A 23,328-nucleotide genomic window follows, 5' to 3' on the forward strand; every position below is an offset into this window, starting at 1 on the left:
AAAAAATTAATAGCTTAAAGTGATTCCCGCTCCAAGTCCCATATCACTATCATAATGTGTTGAAAAAGCAAAGTTCCGGGTAACGATATAACGGAATCCGGCCATATATTCCTTGTCGGTATTGACCATGAAACTAAACCGCAAACGTTTGGTTACCGGCACATCGTCGCGCATCAGCTGGAACCGTACCCGGCCATCGGTATCTACCGATGCATCGGCTACAATCAGCATGGGCAGTGTATATTCCAGGCCCACATGAAATACCTGCCTGAAATCTTTCGTATTACTTTGTCCGAATAAATTCTTTTCTGCTTCATGCATCTTACGGTAGCGCACATCCCAACCGATGTAAGGAAACAGCCACTGCATTTTTCCCAGGTAACGTCCAAAATGGCTTTCACTCTCATAACCATGACGGTCATTTAATCCCAGCCTCCACTCGGTGGATAAACGGTAACGCGTATTGGCCACCATGATCTCTCCATCACTACCGGTACTTTCCAGTCCCACTCTTGCCATCGTGTGCAGCATGCGGTCATCTTTTTTCAGCATGCGGTAAGCCATCGCAGGATCCGGTACCTGTGGATTGGGAGGCGAATCTTCATAGCTGAACACCCTTCCCATTCCGCTCATCATATGATATAGGATATGACAGTGAAAAAACCAATCGCCACTTTCCGTTGCGGCAAACTCAATCGTATCTTTTTCCATCGGCATAATGTCCAGTACAGTTTTCAGCGGCGAATATTCACCCTGGCCGTTCAGTACCCGGAAGAAGTGCCCGTGCAGATGCATCGGGTGCCGCATCATGGTGTTGTTGTATAGCACAATACGCACAATCTCTCCTTTTTTAATCAGGATCTTATCTGTCTCTGATACGGTTTTGTTATTGATACTCCATACATAACGATTCATATTGCCCGTTAGTTCAAATTCCAGCAGCTTCACCGGCCCCGGCGGCAGCGTGGTTTTCTCCGGCGCCCGCAGCATGCCATAGTTGAGAGTTACGATGTCCCCAGTGCTGCTGTCCATTTGCATGCCATGCATATCGTGTGACATAGACACTGGCTTTTCTTCCCCGGTTATTTCAGGATACATCACGGTATTCATATCCATTTCCTGGTTGGTCATCTGCATACCACCGCTGGTATCGAGGTTGCCATTCATCTTCATCATGTCGTTCATCATCTTCATACCCTCGAAGTATTTGAGGCGTGGTAGTGGTTTAGCGGTCATTTTCATACCCTGGCCCAGCCACAGGGAAGTAGAGCCGGTGCGGTCTTCCGCGGTGGCCATAAATTCGTACTGCATGTTGTCGGGGATGGTCACTTCTACATCATAAGTTTCTGATACACCCACGATGAGCCGGTCTACTTCTACGGGTACTACTTCTGCGCCATCGTTGGCTATGACTTTTATTTTACCTCCGGCATAGTGGAGCCAGAAATAGGTGGAAGAGCTCCCGTTAATCACCCGCAACCTTACTTTGTCGCCTGCTTTAAACTGCGGGGCTTCATTACTTGCTTTGCCATTGGTCAGGAAACGGTTATAGTATACATCGCTCACATCCATGGCGTTCATACGTTTCCATTCGTTGGTCACTTTGGTGCCGAAATGTTTGTGTTGTATTGCCTCTGTATAGCTTTGCACAGATCCTTTCTTAATGGCAAACCAGTCGTTGGCATTGTGCAGATAACGGTTTACTGTATGTGGATGCATATCGGTCCAGTCGCTGAGTAACAACGTATATTCTTTACCGGGAATTTCGTTTTTTTTATGGAAGATCAGCGCACCATACATACCGCTCTGCTCCTGGAACATGGTATGGCTGTGATACCAGTAGGTTCCATGTTGCACAATCGGGAAACGGAACTTATGTGTTTGCCCGCCTTTGATGGGCTGGGTGGTCAGGTAAGATACGCCATCTTCCTGGTTGGGCAGGATGACACCGTGCCAGTGGATAGAGGTTTCACCCTTGAGGGTGTTGTGTACATAAATTTCGGCGGTGTCGCCTTCGGTAAATTCCAGGGTGGGTCCGGGTATAGATCCATTAATGGCCAGTGCGTGACTGTGTTTACCGGAATAATTTACCATGGTATCGCCTACATAGAGGTCGTAGCGTACCACGCGGGGTGGCTGGTTCAAAGAAGCCTGTGCGGCGGCAATGCTACACAGGCTCATAAAGGTGATATACAAAAATAGTGCTCTCATGATGGAAATTAAAAAACTACTGAATGGTATCGCTTACTTTTCCGCAGGTCAGCATCTGGTTGCCGAAGTAAGGATTTTTGATAGCATTGCTGCTGCTTAACCAGTAGGCCTTTTTCATGGGGCAGTATTCCTGGTATACTGGTTGAGCAGATAAAGATACTGCTTTTGCCAGTTGATAAAAGTTGTCGGAAAATGTTTTAAAGGAAGCCCGTTGTTTGCTGATATCTTTGGTATCGGCAATCGCCTGTGCGTCGGCCACCAGCTTAGCAGAAAGTGGCATATAAGCATCATGTGCAGCCGCAGGCATACTGTTCATATCAATGGCGGCGGCAGTTTTCACAAAGGCCGCAGCTTCTGCGGACGCCGTACCGGCATTGCTGCCAATCAGCGCATCTTTAATATTGTAATACTCCGTCAGCAGAGGCGATAATTGTTTGGATACAGGGCGATCCTGTGCCATACCGGGTTGTAAAAATGCTGCTACCAGTGCTATACCTGTCAATAATATCTTTTTCATATGATCAGTTTTAATGTTGAATGAATGATGCCGGCGGCTGTTTTACTTTATGCCAGTGCTTCTGCTTTATAGCCTGCCTTTTCTATGGCGTTGCGTACTTCGCTCTTATCGATATTTTCTTTGGCGATGGTTAGCACCTTATCAGGGCTCTGCAGATCTACTTCCCAGTTATCCTCGCCAACCAGGCTGTTTAATACGGGGGTTACAGTGGCTATACATCCTGAACATTTGATATTGGTTTTGAATTGAGTCGTTTCCATGATATACTTTTTTTATATGGTGATTGATTTATTGATGATGTAAAATTACTTCGACCCGGGGGGCATATCGTTATATAATTCATGTTTCGTTTTATATAATTACCGGCCTATAATTTAGCGGCTTTCAATCGCAGGCTATTACTTACCACACTCACAGAACTTAGTGCCATAGCGGCTCCGGCAATCATAGGATCCAGCAGGAACCCGTTGATGGGGAATAATACGCCTGCAGCTATCGGTATCCCGATGATGTTATATATAAACGCCCAGAAGAGATTTTGTTTAATGGTGCGGACTGTTTTTCCGGATAATTTCAGGGCCCTGGGAATACTATTCAGGTCGGAGGTGATGAGCGTCATCTTAGCCACGTCCATCGCGATATCAGACCCTTTACCCATGGCGATGCTTACATCTGCCTGCGCCAGTGCCTGGGAGTCGTTGATACCATCGCCGGCCATGGCCACTACTTTACCTGCCTGCTGCAACTCTTTAACAAAGGCCGCCTTGAGGGCCGGCAGCACTTCCGCCCGGTAGTGTTTAATACCTGTTTGCTGCGCTACTGCGGCGGCAGTATGGGCGTTATCACCGGTAAGCATATATACCTCGATACCGCTACGTTGCAGGGTTTCAATGGCTGTCTTGGAAGTGGCTTTCACTTTATCGGCAATGGCTATCACTGCCAGTAGGGTGGTACCGGAAGCAAAGTAGATCACGGTTTTGGCGGCAGCCTGTAAAGCGCTGGCACTGGCGGCAGTAGCATCGCTGATCACCACCTGGCGACTGGTCATCAGTTTATGGTTACCTGCATACCAGGTACGGTTTTGATAACGGGCTTCTACCCCCTGCCCGGTAATGCTTTCGAAATGGGGTAACGTTACCGGCTGTATGTTTTTTCCAGCGAGATGAGATACAATAGCTTCGGCCAGCGGGTGCTCAGACTGACGTTCCAGGGCATATAATACTGACCAGGCAGCTTCCTCGCCGGTATAGTCGAGAACATCGGTTACCACCGGTTTTCCTTCGGTAATGGTACCGGTTTTATCCAGTATCAACACATCTACTTTATGGGCCAGCTCCAGGCTTTCTGCATCGCGGATCAGGATATTATTTTCTGCACCCTTTCCTACGCCTACCATAATGGCGGTAGGTGTAGCCAGACCCAGAGCACAAGGACAGGCGATTACTAATACGGTCACCGCGGTCAGTAACGCATGGGTAAAGGCATTATCGCCGCCCAATACCATCCAGGTAGTAAAGGTCAGTATAGCGATGCCAATAACTACTGGTACAAAGATGCCGGCGATGCGGTCTACCAGCTTCTGTACCGGGGCTTTGCTCCCCTGGGCTTCCTGCACCATCTTAATGATCTGGGCCAGGAGGGTATTGGCGCCCACTTTCTCAGCCCTGAACCTGAAGCTGCCTTTCTGGTTAATAGTCCCTGCAAACACCGGATCTCCGGCCTTTTTAGCCACCGGTACCGGTTCACCGGTGATCATACTTTCATCTATATACGAACTACCATTATCTACTTTACCATCTACGGGAATTTTTTCACCTGGCTTTACCAGCAACAGGTCATTTACTTTTACCTGTGCAATGGGCACTTCGGTGGTATGGCCATCGGCGCCTACCAGCAGCACGGTTTTAGGTTGTAATCCCATCAGCTTTTTGATGGCAGAAGAGGTATTGGATTTTGCTTTTTCTTCCAGTAATTTCCCGAGAGAAATAAATGCAATGACTACTGCCGCTGCCTCGAAATATACGTGGGCATGCAAGCCGCGCTGGTGCCAAAACTCAGGGTAAAAGGTGTTGAAAGTACTGAATATCCAGGCGATACCGGTGCTCAACGCCACCAGCGTGTCCATATTGGCTTTGCCATGGCGGGCCTGCTTCCAGGCGTTCACAAAAAAGTGGCGGCCCAGGAAAAATACCACCGGCGTAGCCAGGGCCATCATAATGTAATTACCATAGGGCATATCCATGAAAAACATACCGATAATGACTACAGGCAACGATAATATGGCTGACCAGATGGTACGTTGTTTCACCTGTCGGTAATGCTTTTGCTGGGCGTTGGCCTGTTCTTCTTCCTGGTTTTCCTTATCAATCAGCAGATCGTACCCCACGCTGCGTACACTTTGTTGCAGCTGCTCGGGGGTAACAGCTCCCGGGTCGTATTCTACCCAGGCGCTCTGGTTGGCGAAGTTAACGCCGGCATCCGCCACGCCGGGCACAGATTTCAACATAGATTCTACGCTGACAGCACAGGCTGCGCAGGTCATTTCCAGTACGGGGAAGGTTTCTTTTACCGGGCGTTTCGTGTGTGCAATAGGTTGCATTGATATAGCGGTTGACATAATTTATTCGATTTAATGCAAAGCTACGCCGCCCCCAGGCCGGTCTTGTTACACTATTGCCTGTTAGTTTTATATCTTTTTAAGCCCCTGTTGACGGCCAACAAAAAAAATATAAATATGAAATTTGTGTTTGCTACATTTATAGGCGCGATTCCACGGAGTTACCCTCCTTTCTTTATACAGACAATACCGACATCATGAAAAAAACAGTTCTTTTATTGGCGGCTGCCATGATCAGCACTGCCAGTTTTGCCACCGTTCGTTTGCCCAATATATTCGGGGATAATATGGTGCTACAGCGTGATAAACCCATCCCGGTATGGGGCTGGGCCGATAAAAATGAAAAAATTACTATCCGGTTCCACGACCAGGTTAAAACCATAAAAGCAGATAAAAACGGTCAATGGAAAGTGCTCCTTCAACCTGAAACCGCAGGAGGCCCTTACAGTCTTTCTTTTAAAGGCAATAACACCATCACTCTGCACGATATCCTGATGGGCGATGTGTGGGTATGCAGCGGGCAATCGAACATGGAATTCCAGGTAAATGGCGTGATTAACGCTGCTGCCGAGGAAGCCGCGTCCGCCAACCCCAATATCCGTCATTTTTATTTACCGAAAGATATAGCCATTACACCCCAAAGCGATGTAAAAGCAAGCGCCTGGAAAGCGGCAGATCCTGCTACTACCGGCAACTTCACGGCAGTAGGCTACTTCTTTGCCCGAACCCTGCAGGCACAGCTGCATGTGCCTATTGGCCTGATCCATACCTCCTGGGGAGGCACCATGGTGGAAACGTGGATCAGCCGAGATGGTATGGCTGGCAGTGAAACGTTCCGCGACCTGATGAAAGATTTACCGGTGCTCAACATCGACTCCCTTTCCAGCGTAGCAAAAGCAAAACAAGTTCAATTAATTCAAAAGGTACAGGGGAGTCTCCCCGACGCAGCTACCGCTGCGTCCTGGTCTTCCGTGAATACCGACGACCAGGCCTGGAAGAAAATGAAAGTCCCCGGCCTGTGGGAAGAGCAACAGCTCCCCAACTTCGATGGGGTAGTTTGGTTCCGACGCAGCTTTAACATTGATGCTGCCGACGCCGGGAAAGCTGCAGTACTCAGCCTGGGCACGATAGATGACAATGATGTTACCTATATCAACGGTACACCGGTAGGCAATACCAATTCTTATAATTCAGCGCGCACCTACCAGGTCCCCGCTGGGGTATTAAAAGCCGGTAACAACGTGATTGCCGTTAAAATAGAAGATAATGCCGGTGGCGGCGGATTCTATGGCGAAGCCGCCAATATCTTTATCAAGGTAGATGATCACCAGCAACCACTGGCCGGCGACTGGGCCTTCCGGATTGCATCAGCCATTTCACCTGAAAAAAGCGTGGGGCCCAACAGCTACCCCTCCCTGTTATATAACGCCATGATACACCCCATCCTGCCTTTCGCCATCAAAGGGGCCATCTGGTACCAGGGAGAAACCAATGCCGGGCGCGCTTACCAGTACCGGAAAGCATTTCCGCTGATGATCACCGACTGGCGCCGCCTGTGGAACCAGGGCGATTTCCCGTTCTATTTCGTTCAGCTGGCCAGCTTCAACGCCAACAATGGTAACAGCCAGAAAGGGAGCGACTGGGCTGAGCTCCGCGAAGCCCAAACCCTTACGCTCCAGCTGCCTAATACTGGTATGGCGGTGATTACCGACGTAGGCGATCCGAAAGATATACATCCCCGGAATAAACAGGATGTAGGTAAACGCCTCGCCGCCGTAGCGCTTCACAACACTTACGGACAAAACATCGTATATAGCGGACCTGTATTCCAATCTATGCAGATCAACGGCAACAAAGCCCAACTCAGCTTTACCAGCATCGGTTCCGGCCTGGTGGTAAAAGATAAATACGGCTATATCCGCGGATTTGAAATCGCCGGCGCCGATCAGCAATTCCACTACGCCAAAGCCTATGTAAACGGTGATAAAGTAATTGTATCCTGCGATGAAGTGACTACCCCCGTAGCAGTACGCTATGGCTGGGCCGACGATAATATAGAAGACAACCTGTTTAATAAGGAAGGATTCCCGGCAGCGCCCTTCCGTACAGATAACTGGAAAGGCATTACGGAAAACAAACAGTTTACGGTTAACTAAAAGCGAAAAGCTTAAAGCCGAAAGCAAAAAGCTATTGAAGCGAATGATGTTAGCGGACATAATACCCGCTCTGGTCATCCTCTTCAATAGCTTTTTGCTTTCGGCTTTAAGCTTTCTGCTCGTTAAAACAACGACGGTGGCGGCAAACAGGCAGTAACGCTACCATCTGTCAATCCTGCCAGGGATTGTATCAATTTACGTACGGCCGTCAGCGTTACCTCATCAGTAATCACACCCTGGTCATTGACTTTAGTCCTCACCGACGATACCACCACCTGCGTATCTTCACTGATCCGCGATTCAATAATCAACAGCGTTCCTAACAGCGACTGATGCGCCTTATGGCCGGAGGTACCGGCGGTAATCAGCGCCACTGGCTTCTTTGAAAAATGCATGGAAGACACGGTCCAGTCAATTGCATTCTTGAGCGTACCCGGTACGCCAATAGCATATTCCGGTGTGCTGATCAATACAGCATCGGCCAGCTCCAACTGCCGGCGAAAATCCTGTACCGCCGCAGGCGCGTCGTCAGGCGCCAGATCTTCATCAGGATTAAAATGCGGCAAATGAGTAAGTCCATCGTATAACCGTACGTCAAAAATATCGCTGCTTAAAGCCGTAAAAGCCTTGATAATATTATGATTGGATGATGATTGTCGCGTGCTGCCGCAAATAGCCAACACTTTTATTTTATTGGTCATAATAGTTTATTATTTTTATTGGGATAGCCAAAGTTAAATGAATCCGTAATGCGTCCATTCTTTTATATACTCTTCTTTTCTTCGCTGACTACCTTATCCTCCATCGCACAACAGCGGGACCTGGTACCTTATGTAAATCCGTTGACCGGTACAGCCAACAGTACTACGCTGACCGCCATCAAACATGGCGCAGGCACAGAACAACTGGCCAATACCATCCCGGCGGTGGGCACTCCATTTGGAATGACGCAGTGGACGCCACAAACGCGGCTCACCGAGCAAAAATGCGTGGCTCCTTATTATTACAAAGACAACCTTTTCAGCGGCTTCCGGGGCACGCACTGGCTCAGCGGCTCCTGCACCCAGGACTATGGCAGCTTTACCATCATGCCCATTTGCGGTGCACCGAAAACACAACCTAACGACTACGCTACAACGTTCTCACATGCCGGTGAAGTCGCCACCCCAGCTTATTACGGCATTACGCTGCCTCAATATCACCTGAAAGCAGAAGTATCTGCCACAGCCCGCTGCAGCATGATGCAATTCAGCTTCGACCAGGACGACGATTGCTACTTTATTATACGCCCCAACAGCGACCGTGGCAAAGGCGCGGTATATATCGATCCCGGGCAACACGAGATCAGCGGCTATAATCCGGCCTATCGCATTTACCAGGGACAAGGACAACCCGCCGGCTTCAGTGGCTATTTTGTGGTACAATTTGAAGAAAGCTTTGAAGCACCAAAGGTATTCCATGATTCCACGCTACTGGAGGCCCGCAGCATGGAATCGCAACCGGGCATTGGCAGCATCGTTAAGTTCAAAGTGCATAAAGGCAGCATCCTCAAAGTACGCATTGGCACCTCCTTTACCAGTATTGCCGCGGCCCGCGAAAACCTCCGCGCCGAAATCAATCACTGGGATTTTAAGGCAGTCACCAAAGCAGGCAACGATGCCTGGAACCAGGCATTGAATAAAATCATCGTGGATGGATCTCAAGAAAAAACCAAAAAAATATTTTATACCGCCCTGTATCATACCATGCAGCATCCCCGTCTTTTTAACGACGTTAAAGGCACCTACCCTGCCTTCTCCCAATCCTACGAGGTAAAACAACTGGCGACAGGTAATTACTACGACGATTTTTCCATGTGGGATATTTACCGGGCACAGTTACCACTATACGAGATCCTACACCCCGAGCTGGTCAACGATTTCGTACGCTCGCTGATCCTGAAAGGACAACAGGGAGGCTGGCTGCCCATCTTCCCTTGTTGGAACAACTATACTGCCGCCATGATCGGCGACCATGCCATCGCCTTTATTGCATCGGCCTATAACAAAGGGATGCGTGACTATGATGTAGCAGCGGCCTATCGCCTCATGCGCCAAAATGCTTTCGATACGGCCGCACCAGCCGATTATCAACAGGGTAAAGGCCGCAGAGCCCTGGCCTCCTACCTGCAATATGGCTATGTGCCGTTGGAAGATGCTGTGCCCTTTGCCTTCCACAACAAAGAGCAGGTGTCGCGTACCCTGGAATATGCTTTCGATGATTATGCGTTATCGACCATAGCAAAGGCGCTACATAAAAACGATGACTATCGCGCCCTGCAGCAACGCGCCCAAAACTATGCGCATGTATTCGACACAGCACTGGGCGATGTAAATGGCCGCTACGCCAATGGCAGCTGGTATAAACACCCTAACCGCGATCAGAAACTTTTCTTTATAACAGAAGGTACGCCCCGTCAATATGGCTTTTATGTACCACAGGATGTACCCGGCCTGATCCGCCTCACTGGCGGCGCGGCCAAATTTGAAGAGGCGCTCGACAGTCTCTTTATCAAAAAAGAATACTGGCATGGTAATGAACCGGGACAACAGATTCCATTTTTATACAACTACGTCAACAACCGTGCGAAAACAGCTGCCCGCGTCCGGGAAATACTGGCCAATGAATATGACGAAGGGCCCGGCGGACTTTGCGGCAACGACGACGCCGGCCAGATCAGCGCCTGGTATGTATTTGCAGCTATGGGATTTTACCCGGTCAACCCCGTAGCACCAGAATATGCACTGACTGTCCCTTCATTTGATCGCGTTGTCATTCATACCGGGCATAACACGGTAACTACGCTGACAACCAGTACTCAACCCGGGGTTAAAAGAAATGGTAAGCCGTATTCGGCATTGGTACTGCGGCATGAAGACCTGATGAAAGGCGGCGCGTTTGAGATTGGTAAATAATGATGCTATTAGAATCTTATATAACGTACAAGGCTGACCTGTTTGGTCAGCCTTGTTAATGAAAACACATTTATTGCTCAATCCCGGCGACCTGCGTGAATCACCTCCGGAGCGCCACTAGCACGTATCTCGAGCTTCACATCTGCCCCATTTTCTCCGGAATACTTCCCGTCAAAAACAATTTCATTGGCGTTATCAGATAGCACTGGCAAGGGCTTACTCAGTTCTACCGTTTGTATCACCTGCCATTGCTTGTTATACAACTTCACTACTTTACCATCACATTTCAGGAATTGGTTTCTTTTCAGGCTTACCGGCAACACCAGGGCATCCTGATGATTGATGGCGATGGATATCTGATCGAAGGTAACGTCGGGATCAAAATCCTTGCCGCCAGCGAGAGAAATAATAAAAGAAACGGGTTGGCTACCTGCAGGGTTATTGAACTGAAATGTAGAAAAAACAGGTTCTCCGGGTTGTTTCATTTGTTGACTATGCTTGAAGTAAGCATTGTAAACTGGCGTTAGCCGGTATTCATTCGCCCCTGTCATCTCCAGGTGGAATTCATGCTTAAGGCTCCGCATCTGCGCTTGCTGGGCTTCACTGAAAATATGTTGCATACGCGCCTGTTCCCAGGTTTTAATCAATCCAAGCACCTCGTCTTTTTTACCGTGTTTCTGCAACGTTTCCAGGCTGGTCGACAGTCCGAAGCCAGCATTGTATCCTGCCGCCATGGCAAGCATCCATTCTATATCTTCCGGCGTGGTTTCCGGACGCAGACTGAACCAGCCCAACATAGATGGCATCAGGTTGCGGCGGAAGAACTGCTGGTTCTTGAGGCGCAATTGTAACTGACTCTCCCGGAAACCCGCGTACCAGGGCTCTCCCCAGTTCATCCGGGTATAAATATGCCAGAAGTAGTGACCCGGCGTGCTGGCATCATTGATCACTTTCCCTTTTAACTCAGGCTTCAGATGATCGTACCATGTTTTAGTAAATAACTGCCGGGCGTATTGTCCCATGCCGGAGGATAAACATCCTTCAAGCCCGTCGAAAGAAATCTGCATGAGGCCTGTTTCATTGAAAAGATTGGCAATGGTAGTCGCCATTTCTTCCTCCAGCGCATAATCGGTAAGGAATACTTTGTAAGCATGATCTATCAATTTCCCTATGCTATCATTTTGCTGATGTGCGGCCGCATGAGTACCAAAGGCTCCACGCTGACAATCCAGTAATTTCCACGGAGCAGCAGCAGATACACTTCCATAACGGATAATTTCACTACCAACAACGACCGACTTCAACGTATTATTTTGAAATTGATTAAAGAAAACCGGGTCTTCAATACCAATCTCTTTTGTGTTGGCATCGATCGACTGGCTAAGCCTTGAATAGCCCACTTTGCCCAACCGCGGATCAGGTACCGGCGTTACATAAGGGTCGTTGGTAGTAATAAAGTTGGATAAAGTATGTACACCCAGCCGTACACCCGCTGCCTTCGCTGTTTCCACACATTGCTTCATGCTTGCCCAGTTCTGCGGAAACTCCTTTGCATGCAGTTTGAAGTGCCCCCAGGTATCAAAGGGGTCGCCATGATAAAGATAACGGAGACCAGCCTGTTTGGTAGCCGCTATCGCTGCCGGCAGGTTATCTACGCCAAAATCCATGATCAGGTACGATTCAGAAGCATGGCTGGCCTGTTTACCCCATTCGCCATCCAGTAAAGGATGCGGTAATCCTTCCTTTAGTTCAATCTGGGAAATGGTAGGTAGCACATCTGCATTGGCCACGCCAAACAGCGCAATCTTGCTGCCCACAACACCTCCGTCTTTAAAGGCGGGCGCCAGGTAAGCAGCATGCCCCCAGTTCTCAATCACTCTGTCCTTATCGCGATTGCGGCAATAGGCCTGCAATGAAGCCCCATATTCCGTTGGCCGTGCTACGTCGCCCCTGAACAATTGCTTGTTCATATCGTCCGCCGTCACATCCACTCTATGGCCACTTTCAAAGATGTCGTACGATGGTTCTACATCGTTTTCCGCGTTAGGGTAGCCTCCCAGCGTTTTTATGTTCAATGCCTGAATACCGATCGCAAATTCCTTATTACGTACCACTCCTACCACTTCGCCTACGGTATCTGCTATGGTGGTGGGATACGGGCCCCATAACACCAGCTCAACATGTTCGGCAGGGGTCAGGTCGATCAGTTCAAAACTGGTATAACTGTCGTTGCGCTGCACTTTTACGGTGGCCGTTACCCCCTGCGGGTAAGATAACACCAACTCCGATTTTTTCGGATTCCAGGTACAACGTTGAGAAGGAAGGATAGCCCCCTCCTTTTTGATGCTCATTAACGCCGTTGCTTTATCTGCATAGAGAAACTCCCGCTGCAAAGCAAGGCTTTTCATACTGGTAATCTTCCCGGAATTATCCAGCTGAAGACTCCATTGCCTGGTTTTAAAATTTACCTGCCCTTTAGCCGGCAATACAGCAACCCCTGTCACAATTACCAGGAATGTAAACAGACCTTTGAAGAAACGTCTTGGTTTCATTTCGATTTTTTACTTGAATAATAGAATATACTTTCTGTGAAGCGCCTAAATTTGCACATTTCAATCCCGTTATACCACAACATTTTTAGCTTTTTCTGCCGTTTTTTTTGCGATAATATTTTAAATGAAGCACAGTTTTTGTAAAATTGCCGTACACCGAAACAAATAAAACGTCATATGGAGTATTGTAGCAGCATTATAAAACATCGGGAGAAGACCATCTGCCTGGTCCTTTTTATGTGTATCAGCACAGCGCTAAGCGCACAAAAGAAGATCACAGGCATCTATCGTACTATGAATGACTACCTGGACAAACAGCTTAGCTATACCGCGGATAACGGTAAGGCTTCCAAAATAAAGCTGTATACCCTGGCTCCTAAAAGCTATGTAACGGTGAGTACTGCGAGCACCTCCACACACATTTATAAAAAAGATATCTTTGCTTATCAGCTCACTTCCGGCGAAATTTACCGTATTGAAGGGAATCATAGTTACCAGATATTAAACAATAACCCTAAGCTGCTGCTCTACAAGCGGAAAAAACCCACTTCTCCCAAAGAAGGGCCCCCCGACCAGTTTAAATACTATTTTTCCGCCCCCAATGGCACTATGCAGGCACTCACTACCTGGAACATAAAACAGGCATTTGCCGACACACATGCCAGTCTGCCTGACCAGGTGGATGCGCTGTTTAAGCGGGATGCAGAACTACTGCATTACGATTCCTTTCGCCGCATGTATAAACTGGAATGGCTGCTCAATAAGTCCTATTGATATACGGCATGCAGGATAAAATCCACGATGGGCGTAGGATCCGGGAAACTATGCGGATGATGGGCAAAACCCGGTTTATGCATCACCGTTATATTTCCTTTTAATGCTTTTATCTTTCTTTCAAAAGGAAGAGTGTTCTCTGCCGGTGGAACATCGGTATCAGCATCTGCCAATACATGTAACAGGGGATATTTTCCTTTTACTATTTCTTTTGTTTTGTATAACGGACTACCTTTAAAAAGCAGCGCCACACTGTCCGACGCCAACCCATAATCCTGTTTAAACTGGTTCCATTCACTACTACCCTTCCCCCGCCGTATAGCGCCTCCCGGCCAGCTGCACAGATCCAGCACCGGGTTATCTACATATACTGCAGCCACCTTCTCCGGATTTACGGCCGCCCAGTTGTATACATATACCGCTCCCCTGCTCATTCCCTCCATCACCACTTTTGTGGACAGTCCTGCTTCATGCAGATGGGCATAATAACGGTTCCACACCTGTATAGCTTCCGCATTGCCAAATAATTCCGCTACATCGCAAAACACCACATGAAAGCCTCTTTCCAGCAACGCGATGTCTGCCTGCGGCTCATGCCCCCAGAAGCGGGCCCGCCAGACCCAGGGATGGCCCAACGCCGGTTTCTTCGGCGCTACTACCTTACAGGCATGTCCGGCAAACTGAAAGTCGGCACAACGATATCCATAAAAAGAAGAGATGCTTTTATCTTGCTTCAACAGCCCAATAAGATCGTAGGCGTCGTCCCTTCCGGTATGTAATACTTCGTACAGGGTTTTGGCCATGAGCGTATTACCTTCCAGGTTAGGATGGATACCATCCGGCAGTAAGGCTGGCTTGCCTTTCAACAGGGCGTTCATATTTACCAGCTCCACCTGTTCTTCATAAGCCACCTGCTGCACTTTGGGTAAAAGGCGTTGAGTAATCACCGGGTCCCAGATTTGACTGGTATCAGTAACAAATGATACAACAGGTTGCAGCAACAAAATGCGTGGATGCGAAGGCAAGGCCCTGAACGCATGTATCAATGCCCGATAATCTGATACAAATTCATCCAGATGTATTCTGTTTACCAGTTTACTGTCGTTACCTCCCAGGTCGATCAGTACAATATCCGGCGCTGCCGCCAGAGCAGCTTTATACTGATCTGTATTCCAATAAGGGTAATCCCCCTTTTTCAGTAAGGTAGTGCTGCTTACGCCGTAGTTAGTTACCCGGTAACGGGCTCCCAGCTTATGCCCCAGCTGTGCCGGGTACGATTCATTTTCCGGATGCGCCAGTCCGGCGCCAGCACAAATGCTGGCACCTAAACAGGCTACTTTTATAGGATGTGGTTGTTGTGCAAAGGTAACAATGCTGTTTAACAGCACTGATAAGAGCAAAAAACACCGGGAAAGCTGTTGCATAAAATACGTGGAATGATGGGTATTAAATTAATACATTCCTTTTATTTTTTACGCAGCTTTTAGTTTAAAAGAATTTCATCGACAAATACCCAGCCATGGCCTCCTTTGCCCGGATGCCATAGCGGCAGCTTATCGATAGGCGTTAGTACCAGCTTTACACAGCTAACAGTGGTGTGCGGAAAGGTACAATCAATATTCATGGCCGTGAGCGGGTCATCTTTCTGACCTGCAGCCGGGATAATGCGCTTCAGCAATTTCATATGCTGCGCATCCATACCACCCCATACTTCCACCTTAGTAGGCGGGAAGATATAAGCGTTGATGCTTCTCAGGATGCCCACCGACACAGACTGCACCGACACAGGTTGCTTAAACAGCAACATCGCCTCGAGGTTATTGCCGGTATAACCCAGCCATTTTCCATTGCCCTGGTCCTGCCCTCCTTTGAGGCCATCCGAGAGGGTTTTGGCTCCGCTGGCGGCATAGCTGCTATTGGGCTGCGTTAACAGGATCACGCTATCAGGCTTATACGTAGATTTATAAAAAGATACCTGAAGCGGGTCGCTGGCCAGCCAGCCTTTCTTACAGGCGATAACGCGAATAGTAGTGCTACCCTCCAGCAACAAGCTGTCTTTAAACACTGGTGAATGGGCGCTATCAGGCATGGAACCATCGGTCGTATAACGTATTTCCACTCCCCTGATAGGATGTTTAAGCAGTAGCTGCATATGTTGGTCAAACACCATGGCAGTATTACCCACCTGCGGCTGATTCAATTTCAGTAATTCGCTGCCATCGTTCACAAACCCTTTGATCACTGCTACCTGTTTAAAGGAAGCCTGCAAGCGATCCAGGTCGGCCGGCGATAGGGCGGTATTCCACAGGTACAGCTCTTTCAGCCTGGTAGCCGATTTCAGTACCTGCAGTTGCGCCAGCGTAACCGGGGTACCCGATAGCGATAAACTTTCCAGGTGTGGCAAACTTGCCAGGGCAGATAACGTTTGCCCCTTTACGTTAGTGAAACTGAGATTCAGTACACGCAGTTGCTCGAACCGCGCAATGGTTTTTAAATCCTCGTCGTGCACCGGCATTTTCTGCAGGTGCATTTCAATGATCTGCTTCTTTAACGGCAATAGCTCTTCTATTGCCTTGCTATTAAACTGGTCTTTGTTATAACAATTTACCACCAGCGGCGCTGCATTCACGGCTATCGGGTAAATAACGCGGTAGTTATTGTTCAGCTTTTGTACCAACTTTTCATCGGCGGCAGAAAAATCGTATACTTCTGGAGCGGCAGCAGCCGGTTTTAGCAAGGCAGCTGCCAACAGGCGTAAACTATCTTGTGGAGGCAAGGTGGCCACCTTCGTTTTGAAATCGGCACCACTCTTTATCCAATAATACAATAGTGTTGTTTCTTCTGGTGTTAGTTGAGGCTTCCCTGCCGGAGGCATATGCTTTTTAGCATCCAGCGGCAGGTGGAGTCTATCCATGAGCAGACTCAGCTCCGGCTTGCCCGCTATAAACAATTTACCACTTTTTCCCCCTTTCAGCAATTGCTGTGGTAGTTCCATGGCCAGCTCTCCTTTGGCTTTGCCGGCGTTGTGGCAACTCATACACTTCTCTTCCAATACTGGTTTCACCAGATGCTCATATACCAATGCCTGGTCAAAAGGTACCTGTGGCTTTCCTGCGGGCATTACGGGGCCCAGCACAAAGTTGTTGCCATGGGTAATATCTGCTCCCAGGTGCCCGGTAATCACCAGTAACAGGATCGTCATCACGGCGCCTGCCTGCTGCCATAGCAGCCGGGGTATAGTCGATTGTCCCAGCCAATATAGCGCAGAGGCCAGCCAAAGCATGGTAACACCGCTCCACTTATGCCATTGCAGTTCCCCACTGCCATGGTAGCCATCTTCCGTGGAAAGGAACAAGCCCATGATAACGGTAACGGCTGCACTGAGCGCTCCTGCCAGTAATAAGGCCGCCGTAAGCTGTTGCTTCCAGCTTTCTGCTGCCGGCTCCCGCAAACGGATAAACGTTAAAATACCTGCAATGATGATCAGCACAATGGGAAAATGCAACAACAAAGGGTGCATACGTCCCAATACCTGCAACCAGGGCGGTAATACCAACCGGCTGCTGAAAACCAGCAAAAACAGGATAAAAATATTTGCAGCAAATAACAGGCTACTACCCACTTGCTGCCAACGAAAGCGCTGTTTCAATATCATTACACCCTCCTGAGTTTATAGGGATATACTTTCCCGGCATTCCACTGCGCTACATATAAGTTTTCGTCATTATCGACGCACACATCATGCGGATGAACGAATATTTTTTCTGCCTGCTGCATGGGCTGTAACTGGCCATTGGTGTACACCGGCACAGTACCGCCAATATTGGATACTACCTTATTGTCTTTGTCCAGGATGGTCACAAAGCCACTGCCATTTGCATCCATATTTGGCGAGCGAAGCACCGCCGCATACAGGTGATCTCCTTTGATCACCGGGCGGCAAACGCAGGCGCCTGGTAAGGTGATAACTTCCTGTAGCTTTCCATCCATGCTGAAACGTTTAAAGCTGTTGCGGGTCCTGTCGGTCACGATCAACGTAGGTTCGCCGCGGCGGGTATCTACGCAAATACCGTGGGCATTGTCCAGGTGTTCATGACCTTCGCCGCGGCCACCGAAATACCCCAGCAGCTTACCATTGCGGTCATAACGTATTACATACTGCGCACCATAACCATCTGCAATGTAAAAGTCGCCATTGGCTGCCACAGTGGTTTCGGTAGGCACAAACTCTTCTTTCTTTTTGTATACGCCGGTTTCTGCCGGGTAATCGATAGTCAGCAAGATCTTGCCCTCCATTGTGGTTTTATATACCTGGTGTTTTTCTGTATCGGTGATAAATAAAAACTCAGTACCATTTTCATTCGTCAGGGTCAGGCCATGTGCCCCGGGGAATTCATGTCCCCAGTTTTCCAGCAGTTTGCCGGATTTATTGTAGACGAGAATATTGTTCTTGGTTTCATTAGTCAGCAGGATAATACGGCCTTTCTTGTCCTGTACCATTTCATGGCAATCCTTTACCGGGTACCGGCTACTGTCCAGCGTTCCCCATTTAATATCGAGGGCATACCGCATCCCGTTATGGCCGTATACAGGTCCTTTGGGTTTGGCAAAAAGATCCCGGGAAATATAAAATGAGGCAGCTACTAACGCCGACGACTGTATGAATTTTCTTCTTTCCATAGTAATTGATTTATCAGGCCATTAATCCCGGTAGTACTTTACCGGCAACATCTGTAAGCCGGTAACGGCGACCCTGGTGTTTAAAAGTTAGTTTTTCGTGATCAAGTCCCATGAGATGCAGCACGGTAGCATGAAAATCATGCACGTGTACCGGATCTTTAATGATGTTGTAACCAAACTCATCTGTTTCTCCATAAACAATACCTGGCTTTACGCCTCCTCCTGCCATCCAGATGGAAAAGCAACGGGGATGGTGATCGCGGCCGTAATTGTCGGCCGACATTTTACCCTGGCAGTAGTTGGTACGGCCAAACTCTCCTCCCCATATCACCAGCGTTTCATCCAGCAGTCCCCGTTGTTTCAGATCGGTGATCAATGCTGCAGAAGCCTGGTCTACATCTTTCGCCTGCCCTGCCATTTCATTAGGCAGGTTGCCATGCTGGTCCCAGCCCTGGTGATACAGCTGTATAAAACGCACGCCACTTTCCGAAAGTTTCCTCGACAACAGGCAATTAGCCGCAAATGTGCCTGGTACCAGGCAATCCGGGCCATACAACTTAATAATATCATCCGGCTCCTTCGACAAATCAGTCAGCTCAGGCACCGCAGTTTGCATACGGTATGCCATTTCGTATTGCTGTATTTTGGTGCTGATTTCCGGGTCGCCGAATTCCTTGTACGATTGGTCATTTAATGCCGCCAGCTGATCCAGCATCTGCCGGCGATTGGCCATGTCGATACCATCAGGATTGTTGAGATATAACACCGGGCTTTCCCCGCTGCTGAACTGTACCCCCTGGTGTATACTGTCTAAAAATCCATTAGACCATAATTTAGAATATACGCCCTGTCCATTCCCTTTTCCGCGGGACAGTAATACACAAAATGCCGGCAGATTCTTATTTTCGCTACCCAGCCCATAGCTCATCCAGGAGCCAAAGCTGGCGCGGTTTCCCTGCTGCGCACCGGTTTGGAAAAAGGTAAGCGCCGGGTCATGGTTGATAGCTTCTGTAAACATCGACTTTACAATGCAGATATCATCCACCACCTTGGCGGTATGCGGAAACAAGTCGCTGATCCACGCACGGGAGGTGCCATACTGCTTAAAATCATAGTGCGAACCTACCAACGGGAAAGAAGCCTGCCCGGAAGTCATCCCGGTTAACCGTTGCCCCATGCGGATAGAAGGTGGCAGCTCCTGCCCCATCATTTCTCGCAACTTCGGCTTATAATCAAAGCTCTCCAACTGCGACGGCGCGCCATTCTGGAACAGGTAAATAATCCGTTTTGCCTTCGGCGCAAAATGTGGAATACCGGGAATAAACGGCGCCTCATCTGCACCGCCCTTACCAAAGATATCCGGGATCAGTAAAGAACCCAGCGCAATACTGCCTACGCCTAAACTGAGGCGTGACAGGAACTTGCGGCGGTTCATATTCAGGTGATGTTCTATGAATTCATTTTTCATTTGCCTGGTATTGAAAGGGGATATCCCGGTGAATTATGTTTTTGACAGTGTTTCTTCCAGGTTATAAATCGTGGTAATAACCTGCATCATGGCAGCCCAGGAAGCATTGTCGAGATGCTCGGCCATGGGATATTCTCCGTGGTGCAACAACTTCACTGCCGCAGCCGGCTGTTGTTTATACTGTTGCTGTTGCTGGTCATAATACTTTTGCAACAGCGCCACTTCCTGTGGTTGTGGTGTACGGCATACAATCATTTTAAACGCCTGCGTAATGTTCTTTGCCGCGTTATTATCTTTTTCCAACAGGCGGGAAGCCAATACCCTGGAGGCTTCCAGTACAGTAGGATCATTCAGCATGATCAATGCCTGTAAAGGTGTGTTCGTATTGGAGCGCTTAACCTCACACTGGTCACGGTTGCTGGCGTCAAAAATCATCATGGAAGGCGGTGGCACGGTACGTTTAATAAACGTATACAAGCCCCTGCGGTAAAGGCTTTCGCCATGATCCTGCTTATAAGAGGCCAGTATGCCCCTCCCGGAAGTGGCCATTTCCCACAATCCTTTAGGTTGATATGGCTTCACACTGGGACCGCCAATAGTATGTACCAACAATCCGCTGCTCTGTAACACCAGGTCCCTTACGCCTTCCGCCGGCAGGCGAAAACGCGGGCCGCGGGAGAGATACATATTTTCAGGATCGGCTTTGAGCTTTTCTTTAGACGCAACGGCCGACTGCCGGTAGGTGGCCGACATTACCATCTGTTTTATCAATCGTTTAATATCCCAGCCATGCTGCATAAAGTCGGTGGCCAGCCAATCGAGCAAAGCAGGATTTACGGGCAGATCGCCCTGCATGCCAAAGTCACCGGTGCTCTTCACAATACCGCGACCAAAGATTTCCTGCCATTGCTGGTTCACGAAAACCCTTGCGGTGAGCGGGTTACGTTTATCAAACAACCAGGCGGCCAGTCCCAGCCGGTTAGCCGGATACTGCCTTACATCGAAAGGCAATACAGCATGGGGTGTTTCAGGCGTTACCTCCAGCGTAGGGTTGTCGTAGTTACCACGTCCAAGAATATACGTTTTCCGCGTCGTATCCCGGTCACCCATCACAGATACAATCAACCGGTTGGTGTCTTGTTTGTTAATGAAATGCAACACGCCCTGGAGATCTTCTTTGGTAATCTCCATATAGGGAGTCTTAGCATAAGTATCAGGGCCGCCCACGGTCGATTGCAGGCCCACTTCTTTTACGTTGTTAAAGAAGGCAAACAGTTCATAGTATTCCTTCTGTGAAAAAGGATCGTACTTATGGTCATGGCAATGGGCGCATTCTATAGTGATGCCCAGCAAGCTTTTTCCGAAAGTGTTCGTACGATCGGTTACATATTCAATGCGGTATTCTTCATCGATCACGCCACCTTCTTCCGTAATTTTATGGTTGCGGTTAAAACCCGTTGCCAGCAGCTGTTCCCGGGTAGCGTTGGGCATCATATCGCCAGCCAGCTGCCAGGTAACAAAGTCTTTATAGGACAAGTTTTCGTTAAACGCGTGAATGACCCAGTCGCGCCAGGGCCACATGCTGCGGTAGTTATCATCCTGGTAGCCATGTGAGTCGGCATAGCGGGCTACGTCCATCCAGTGTACTGCCATTTTTTCGCCATAGGCGCTGTCCTGCAACAGCTCATCTACCATGCGCTCATAGCCTTTATCGCTGGTATCTTTGGCGAAGCGCTCCATTCTATCCAGCGAAGGAGGCAGGCCGGTAAGATCGAGACACAGGCGTTTCAGCAGACGTTCATGGTCCGCCGCGGTATTAGGCGCCAGTCCTTTCTCTTCCATCTTTGCCAGCACAAAACGGTCTATTTCGTTACGCGACCATTTTTCATTGTTCACTGCAGGCAATGCAGGTGCAACTGGTGCTACGAAAGCCCAGTGCGGTTTATATTTGGCGCCTTGTTTAATCCATTTTTCAATCAGCTTGATTTCATAGGCTGAAAGCGACATGTTAGACGACGGCGGCGGCATACGCATAGCCGTATCCTTGCTGCTGATACGTTGATATACTGCCGATGCCATGGGGTTACCCGGCACCAGTGCATGGGCGCCCGGCGTTTCCCGGAGCGCTTTATACGCGCTGTCGGCAATATCAAGGCGTAATCCGGCCTCCCGCTTATTGGCGTCGGGACCATGACAGGCATAGCACTTATCCGATAAGATAGGCCTTATATGAAAATTGTAATCCACTATTTCAGGTAATTTCTCTTCCTGTTGGCCAGGTGCACCCCCGCTGTTGCATGCTGATAACACCGCCAGGAAACAGATCATGGATCCTACATAACGCTGGAACATATCCTTACAATATTAAATATTCACTGTACGCGTACCCCTCGATGATCGCGATACATTAATAACATGGAAACTCCGGTCTGATTGTCAAACTATAGCTAATGGAGTGTTTACTGTCAGTAAATATCGGGTATCTAACCCTATACTTTCGGCAGTATTTTGATGTAAAATAACATTTTTTTGCAAATATGTACATACATACCTACAAATAAAAAATAAAACTGGTAAAAAGAATAAAAAGGAAGAGGATGGTAAAAGGAGTCAGATGCTGGCAATACCAAGGTACTTCCCATGGTGGCTTATGGAAACTGGATGGCACTCGCCAGTGTATTTATCGCGGGTAAACGGTATTCCGTATGTGTCTTTATAAAAAACACGCCCGGGTAACAGGGCGGTATAATCGGTTGTAAGATGATAACCCGTAAACACCTGTACCCGTTCCAGCAGTGCCGTACTGGCAGCAGCTTGTGTATGGATGCAGGCGCCCAGGCTAGTACTTTTAAAATACCAGGTTTGTTGCTGGTGTGCCACTGTGCCTGTTATTACCGTGCCGGTGACCTGTTGCAATGCACAAACATAGTGATGAGGGGCGTATAGACGTTCCTGTGAATAACGATGAATAATTTTATACACGGCTTCCTTACAACTCCACAGCAGCCATATCATAGCCGCCGGTCGGGACGCCGCTGCAATGATATCCTGCTCCGCCGGCAAAAACAATTTGTCGAGGAAGCCCCGGCGGCAGATATTACTTTCTCTTTCCGCCAGGTGAAGATCTATAATGTCGTTGCCGATCATTTCTCCTGCAACTTGGCGTTGACAATATCCATCGCGGCCTGCACATTCAGCATACGTTCCATCTCTTCATTCTGGATAACGATATCATATTTTTCTTCCACATCCAGCACCACATCTACCAGGTTGGCGGAATTAATTTTCAGGTCGTTGATAAAATCGGTCGCCAGGCTAATCTGTGCTAATGCCTCCTGGTTCTTCGCGTAAGGCTTTACTATCTCTCTTAATTCTGCAATAAATGTTGCTTGATCCATG

At 48.6% G+C, this 23,328-nt stretch carries 16 protein-coding genes; 3 read left to right on the forward strand and 13 right to left on the reverse strand.

Going from position 1 to position 23,328, the window contains the following annotated elements; all coding sequences use genetic code 11:
- Positions 1 to 6: 6 nt before the first annotated feature.
- From HGH90_RS03105 to HGH90_RS03120, 4 genes are all read right to left on the reverse strand, one after another.
- The gene (locus tag HGH90_RS03105; RefSeq protein ID WP_169190372.1) at positions 7 to 2,211 is read right to left on the reverse strand and encodes a multicopper oxidase domain-containing protein; all 2,205 of its coding nucleotides are present in this window, start codon (positions 2,209 to 2,211) and stop codon (positions 7 to 9) included.
- Between the two features lie 16 nt (positions 2,212 to 2,227).
- Positions 2,228 to 2,728, reverse strand: a complete 501-nt coding sequence (locus tag HGH90_RS03110) for a DUF3347 domain-containing protein (protein ID WP_168763543.1) — start codon at positions 2,726 to 2,728, stop codon at positions 2,228 to 2,230.
- Positions 2,729 to 2,775: 47 nt separating this feature from the next.
- A complete protein-coding gene (locus HGH90_RS03115; protein WP_168763544.1) occupies positions 2,776 to 2,988 on the reverse strand; it encodes a heavy-metal-associated domain-containing protein in 213 nt (70 codons plus the stop codon).
- A gap of 107 nt (positions 2,989 to 3,095) precedes the next feature.
- Positions 3,096 to 5,345 (reverse strand): heavy metal translocating P-type ATPase, encoded by a 2,250-nt coding sequence (locus HGH90_RS03120; protein ID WP_169190373.1) that lies wholly within the window; start codon positions 5,343 to 5,345, stop codon positions 3,096 to 3,098.
- 197 nt (positions 5,346 to 5,542) lie between these two features.
- Here HGH90_RS03120 and HGH90_RS03125 point away from each other — a divergent pair, with 197 nt between their 5' ends.
- Complete coding sequence (locus HGH90_RS03125) at positions 5,543 to 7,501, forward strand: sialate O-acetylesterase (RefSeq protein ID WP_169190374.1); 1,959 nt, start codon at positions 5,543 to 5,545, stop codon at positions 7,499 to 7,501.
- A gap of 122 nt (positions 7,502 to 7,623) precedes the next feature.
- Here HGH90_RS03125 and HGH90_RS03130 read toward each other — a convergent pair whose 3' ends face one another.
- Complete coding sequence (locus HGH90_RS03130; protein WP_168763547.1) at positions 7,624 to 8,202, reverse strand: NADPH-dependent FMN reductase; 579 nt, start codon at positions 8,200 to 8,202, stop codon at positions 7,624 to 7,626.
- 48 nt (positions 8,203 to 8,250) lie between these two features.
- Here HGH90_RS03130 and HGH90_RS03135 point away from each other — a divergent pair, with 48 nt between their 5' ends.
- Entirely contained in the window at positions 8,251 to 10,455 is a 2,205-nt protein-coding gene (locus tag HGH90_RS03135) for a GH92 family glycosyl hydrolase (RefSeq protein WP_169190375.1), read from the forward strand.
- Positions 10,456 to 10,532: 77 nt separating this feature from the next.
- On the opposite strand, the gene HGH90_RS03140 is transcribed toward HGH90_RS03135, so the two are convergent.
- Positions 10,533 to 13,007, reverse strand: coding sequence for a hypothetical protein (locus tag HGH90_RS03140; RefSeq protein WP_169190376.1), 2,475 nt, complete (start codon positions 13,005 to 13,007; stop codon positions 10,533 to 10,535).
- Between the two features lie 177 nt (positions 13,008 to 13,184).
- Between HGH90_RS03140 and HGH90_RS03145 the strand changes: the two genes are divergently transcribed.
- The gene (locus HGH90_RS03145) at positions 13,185 to 13,781 is read left to right on the forward strand and encodes a hypothetical protein (protein ID WP_168763550.1); all 597 of its coding nucleotides are present in this window, start codon (positions 13,185 to 13,187) and stop codon (positions 13,779 to 13,781) included.
- On the opposite strand, the gene HGH90_RS03150 is transcribed toward HGH90_RS03145, so the two are convergent.
- The 7 genes from HGH90_RS03150 to HGH90_RS03180 form a co-directional block, all read right to left on the reverse strand.
- A complete protein-coding gene (locus HGH90_RS03150) occupies positions 13,775 to 15,205 on the reverse strand; it encodes a GDSL-type esterase/lipase family protein (RefSeq protein ID WP_168763551.1) in 1,431 nt (476 codons plus the stop codon). The genes HGH90_RS03145 and HGH90_RS03150 overlap by 7 nt on opposite strands.
- A 59-nt stretch (positions 15,206 to 15,264) precedes the next feature.
- Positions 15,265 to 17,436 (reverse strand): c-type cytochrome domain-containing protein, encoded by a 2,172-nt coding sequence (locus HGH90_RS03155; RefSeq protein ID WP_169190377.1) that lies wholly within the window; start codon positions 17,434 to 17,436, stop codon positions 15,265 to 15,267.
- Entirely contained in the window at positions 17,436 to 18,461 is a 1,026-nt protein-coding gene (locus HGH90_RS03160; protein WP_169190378.1) for a 6-bladed beta-propeller, read from the reverse strand. The genes HGH90_RS03155 and HGH90_RS03160 overlap by 1 nt, the downstream gene beginning before the upstream one ends.
- A 13-nt stretch (positions 18,462 to 18,474) precedes the next feature.
- A complete protein-coding gene (locus tag HGH90_RS03165; RefSeq protein WP_168763554.1) occupies positions 18,475 to 19,929 on the reverse strand; it encodes a DUF1501 domain-containing protein in 1,455 nt (484 codons plus the stop codon).
- Positions 19,930 to 19,962: 33 nt separating this feature from the next.
- Positions 19,963 to 22,281: a PSD1 and planctomycete cytochrome C domain-containing protein gene (locus tag HGH90_RS03170; RefSeq protein WP_169190379.1), complete on the reverse strand. Its 2,319-nt coding sequence runs from the start codon at positions 22,279 to 22,281 to the stop codon at positions 19,963 to 19,965.
- A gap of 258 nt (positions 22,282 to 22,539) precedes the next feature.
- Positions 22,540 to 23,076, reverse strand: coding sequence for a 4'-phosphopantetheinyl transferase superfamily protein (locus tag HGH90_RS03175; RefSeq protein ID WP_168763556.1), 537 nt, complete (start codon positions 23,074 to 23,076; stop codon positions 22,540 to 22,542).
- Positions 23,073 to 23,327 (reverse strand): acyl carrier protein, encoded by a 255-nt coding sequence (locus HGH90_RS03180; protein ID WP_168763557.1) that lies wholly within the window; start codon positions 23,325 to 23,327, stop codon positions 23,073 to 23,075. Before HGH90_RS03180 ends, HGH90_RS03175 begins: the two co-directional genes overlap by 4 nt.
- Between the last annotated feature and the right edge of the window lies 1 nt (position 23,328).

Origin of the sequence: Chitinophaga sp. Ak27 (genome assembly GCF_012726295.1) — a bacterium.
Lineage (GTDB): Bacteria > Bacteroidota > Bacteroidia > Chitinophagales > Chitinophagaceae > Chitinophaga.

Excerpts from the sequence above, each read along its gene's own strand:
- HGH90_RS03105 (WP_169190372.1), bottom strand. The coding sequence starts at position 2,211 with ATGAGAGCACTATTTTTGTATATCACCTTTATGAGCCTGTGTAGCATT.
- HGH90_RS03110 (WP_168763543.1), bottom strand. The coding sequence starts at position 2,728 with ATGAAAAAGATATTATTGACAGGTATAGCACTGGTAGCAGCATTTTTA.
- HGH90_RS03115 (WP_168763544.1), bottom strand. The coding sequence starts at position 2,988 with ATGGAAACGACTCAATTCAAAACCAATATCAAATGTTCAGGATGTATA.
- HGH90_RS03120 (WP_169190373.1), bottom strand. The coding sequence starts at position 5,345 with ATGTCAACCGCTATATCAATGCAACCTATTGCACACACGAAACGCCCG.
- HGH90_RS03125 (WP_169190374.1), top strand. The coding sequence starts at position 5,543 with ATGAAAAAAACAGTTCTTTTATTGGCGGCTGCCATGATCAGCACTGCC.
- HGH90_RS03130 (WP_168763547.1), bottom strand. The coding sequence starts at position 8,202 with ATGACCAATAAAATAAAAGTGTTGGCTATTTGCGGCAGCACGCGACAA.
- HGH90_RS03135 (WP_169190375.1), top strand. The coding sequence starts at position 8,251 with ATGCGTCCATTCTTTTATATACTCTTCTTTTCTTCGCTGACTACCTTA.
- HGH90_RS03140 (WP_169190376.1), bottom strand. The coding sequence starts at position 13,007 with ATGAAACCAAGACGTTTCTTCAAAGGTCTGTTTACATTCCTGGTAATT.
- HGH90_RS03145 (WP_168763550.1), top strand. The coding sequence starts at position 13,185 with ATGGAGTATTGTAGCAGCATTATAAAACATCGGGAGAAGACCATCTGC.
- HGH90_RS03150 (WP_168763551.1), bottom strand. The coding sequence starts at position 15,205 with ATGCAACAGCTTTCCCGGTGTTTTTTGCTCTTATCAGTGCTGTTAAAC.
- HGH90_RS03155 (WP_169190377.1), bottom strand. The coding sequence starts at position 17,436 with ATGATATTGAAACAGCGCTTTCGTTGGCAGCAAGTGGGTAGTAGCCTG.
- HGH90_RS03160 (WP_169190378.1), bottom strand. The coding sequence starts at position 18,461 with ATGGAAAGAAGAAAATTCATACAGTCGTCGGCGTTAGTAGCTGCCTCA.
- HGH90_RS03165 (WP_168763554.1), bottom strand. The coding sequence starts at position 19,929 with ATGAAAAATGAATTCATAGAACATCACCTGAATATGAACCGCCGCAAG.
- HGH90_RS03170 (WP_169190379.1), bottom strand. The coding sequence starts at position 22,281 with ATGTTCCAGCGTTATGTAGGATCCATGATCTGTTTCCTGGCGGTGTTA.
- HGH90_RS03175 (WP_168763556.1), bottom strand. The coding sequence starts at position 23,076 with ATGATCGGCAACGACATTATAGATCTTCACCTGGCGGAAAGAGAAAGT.
- HGH90_RS03180 (WP_168763557.1), bottom strand. The coding sequence starts at position 23,327 with ATGGATCAAGCAACATTTATTGCAGAATTAAGAGAGATAGTAAAGCCT.